5 protein-coding genes are annotated in these 2,787 nt (G+C 68.9%); 2 read left to right on the top strand and 3 right to left on the bottom strand.

Features of this window, described 5'->3' with window-relative positions:
- The first annotated feature begins 54 nt into the window (after positions 1-54).
- Entirely contained in the window at positions 55-438 is a 384-nt protein-coding gene (locus BGO22_RS08420; protein ID WP_070398982.1) for a VOC family protein, read from the top strand.
- A gap of 28 nt (positions 439-466) precedes the next feature.
- Here the strand turns inward: BGO22_RS08420 and BGO22_RS08425 are convergent, their stop codons facing one another.
- Both BGO22_RS08425 and BGO22_RS08430 read right to left on the bottom strand, forming a co-directional pair.
- Positions 467-1,018 (bottom strand): glycine zipper 2TM domain-containing protein, encoded by a 552-nt coding sequence (locus BGO22_RS08425; protein WP_070398981.1) that lies wholly within the window; start codon positions 1,016-1,018, stop codon positions 467-469.
- Between the two features lie 123 nt (positions 1,019-1,141).
- Positions 1,142-1,720 (bottom strand): mechanosensitive ion channel family protein, encoded by a 579-nt coding sequence (locus tag BGO22_RS08430; protein ID WP_070398980.1) that lies wholly within the window; start codon positions 1,718-1,720, stop codon positions 1,142-1,144.
- A gap of 53 nt (positions 1,721-1,773) precedes the next feature.
- Here BGO22_RS08430 and BGO22_RS08435 point away from each other — a divergent pair, with 53 nt between their 5' ends.
- The gene (locus tag BGO22_RS08435) at positions 1,774-2,463 is read left to right on the top strand and encodes a phytanoyl-CoA dioxygenase family protein (RefSeq protein ID WP_070398979.1); all 690 of its coding nucleotides are present in this window, start codon (positions 1,774-1,776) and stop codon (positions 2,461-2,463) included.
- A 13-nt stretch (positions 2,464-2,476) separates the two neighbouring features.
- Here the strand turns inward: BGO22_RS08435 and BGO22_RS08440 are convergent.
- Positions 2,477-2,787 (bottom strand): molybdopterin cofactor-binding domain-containing protein (locus tag BGO22_RS08440; RefSeq protein ID WP_286850116.1); only part of this gene is annotated, 311 nt, incomplete at its 5' end.

Consider the following 2,787-nt stretch of genomic DNA (forward strand, 5'->3'; position numbering starts at 1 on the left):
CCCGGTGTGGGCATAGTGAAAGCCCTTCCACCGATCGATTGCAAGGAGACCCGCATGAAGAACAACCCCGTGGGCTGGTTCGAGATCTATGTGCAGGACATGCCGCGCGCCAAGGCCTTCTACGAGGCGGTGTTTCAGGGCGCGCTGGAACCGCTGGGCAACCCGGCCCCCGGCGAACCCCTGGATATGTGGGCTTTTCCGTCCGTGAGGGACGGCTACGGCACGCCCGGCGCGCTGGTGAAGATGGCGGGCATGCCTTCCGGCGGCAACAGCACGCTGGTGTACTTCGTCTGCGACGACTGCGCCGTCGAGGCGGCGCGCGCCAAGGCCCACGGCGGCTCGGTCTTCAAGGACAAGATGTCCATCGGCGAGTACGGCTTCATCGCCCTGGTGAACGACACCGAGGGCAACCTGATCGGCCTGCACTCGATGCGCTGAACACCCGCGCTTGCGCGGGTGGGGCCGGTCAGGAACGCGCGGCGGCCGGTGGCGTGGTGTCCACCTTGCCGTCCTTCACCGGCAGCGTGGCGCCGGGCTTGAACGAGGTGCGCACCGTGGCGTCCTGGCCGTCGAGGCGGTAGGTCACGTCGTAGCCGGAGAGCTTCTGCGACTTGTCGTTCACCGTTCGGCAGCGGCGTTCGGTGGTCGTCACCGTGTCGTTTTGCTGCATGCGCTTTTGCACCTGATTGCCCGCGTAGCCCCCGGCGGCGGCGCCGGCCACGGTGGCCACCGTCTTGCCGGAGCCCTTGCCGATGGTGCTGCCCAGCAGGCCACCGGCCAGACCGCCCACCACGGTGCCGGCGATGCGGTGTTCGTCTTTCACAGGCGCCTGGCGCTGCACGGCCACGTTCTCGCACACCTCGCGTGGCGTGTTGACGGTGGTCATCACTTCCTTGACCGACACCACCTCGGCCAGCTTGGGTCTGGCGAGGGTCTGGTAGCCGCCGACGGCACCGGCGCCCAGCACCACCATGGCGAGTCCGCCGATGGCGATGCCCTTGATCATTGATGTGTCCATGTGGCTCACTCCTTTGGCCGCGAGTCTGCGGCGCTGGCCAGGGGCGCCTGTAACCACCGGTTTCTGGCGCGCGGGAGTGGAAACAGATCGGTAACGGGCTTTACGAAGCGGCCGGCTGGCGGCTCAGTCCAGCAACGATCCGAGCACCGGCTGCTGGCTTTTGCGCAGGCGCGTGGTGCGCTGGAAGAACAGGCTGTTGGGAATGCGCAGGTGCGTGGGCTCCTTGCCGTCCACAGGGTCTTCCTTCAGGGTGGTGTAGACGAGGTTGATGTCCAGCACCTCGCCGGCCAGGCCGGGCTTGTCGCCGCCTTCCAGCAGCTCGATGTGGTCGTGCAGGCCGAACGGCCGCGTGGTGAAGATCAGCACCGAACAGAAGATGTTGGAGAGCACGCTCCAGGCCGCGAAGAAGGCGATGGCGCCGACGGTGACGAAGCCCGTGAAGCCGGCCCAGATGACGCCGGCCGACACGCCCAGGCGATCGAGGATCCACAGCAGGGCGGCGCCGCTCAGCAGCAGCGTGACCAGGCGCTTGCTGCCCACGGTGAAGTCCAGCGGCAGGTTCTTCTCGGCGGCCAGCCGGGTGATGAAGCGGTGCAGCAGGGAGCGCAGCAGCATCGCGACGAGGACGATCACGACGATCTGCAGGGCGATGGTGATGGCTTCGATCCAGGGGTGGGCCCAGTCGGGGAGGAAGGGTTTCATGTCTGTCGGGTCGCTTGCGGGAGGGGCGGGTCATCCGTTAGTGTCGGCGATCGATGACGCCCGACCAGGTCCACAGTTTCAACGACAGGGGCATCGTGCGACTGGACGGCTTTCACGCCCGGGGCGTGGCGCCCGTGCGGCAGCGCGTGCTCGACGAGCTCCGGCGCCTCACCGGCGGCAAGGGCCTGCCGCGCGCGGTGCAGGGGCTGCCGGTGTTTCAGCAGATCGGCAAGCTGTCGTCCCTGGTGAAGGTGCCCGGGGCGCACGGGGCGCTGGTGACGCCAGCCCTGATGGCGTGCATCGGCCAGCTGTCCGGGCGCGCTGCGCCTGTGCCGCAGCCGCTTCAGCTCTTGTTGTCGCCGCCGCAGCAAGGGGCCTGGCGTCTGGAGGGCCTGAACTGGCACGTGGACGTGGTGGCCGATCCCCCCGGGCGCCTGCCGGGCATCCAGGCGTTTTTCCTGATCGACGATGTGGCGCCTCACGGCGGCGCGACGCTGGCGCTGGCGGGATCGCATCGGGCGGCGGCGCAGCGCGGCGCCGACGGGGTGTCGCTGCGCGAGGCGCTGCGTTCAACGGCGGATCGGGCGGCGCGGCTGCAGGCGCTCGGGGTCGACGTCGTCGAGATGTCAGGGCGCGCGGGCGATGTCTACCTGATGGACATGCGCCTCTTGCACACGCCGTCGATCAACGCCACCCGGCAGATGCGCCTGATGGCGACGACGCGCTGCCTGTTCGGCCCCTGAGGGCGCCGCCGCGTCAGCCGCCCAGGGCCTTCAGAACCTCTTCCGCCGTCCCCGGTGCGTTCATCGCCTCGGGGTCGCCGCCGGCCTGCGCCACCGCGTCCCGCAGCGCTTCGTAGACGCTGATCGCCAGCATGAACGGCGGTTCGCCCACGGCCTTGCTGCCGTGCACGTTGTCCTCGCGGTTGGCTTCGGGCCAGAGGTCGATGTTCCAGCGCGGCGGCAGGTCGCCCGCGGTGGGGATCTTGTACGTGCTGGGGGCGTGGGTCTGCAGGTAGCCCTTGTGGTTCCACACCAGCTGCTCGGTGGTGAGCCAGCCCATGCCCT

It is taken from the genome of Hydrogenophaga sp. 70-12 (assembly GCF_001897365.1).
GTDB lineage: Bacteria > Pseudomonadota > Gammaproteobacteria > Burkholderiales > Burkholderiaceae_C > Hydrogenophaga > Hydrogenophaga borbori.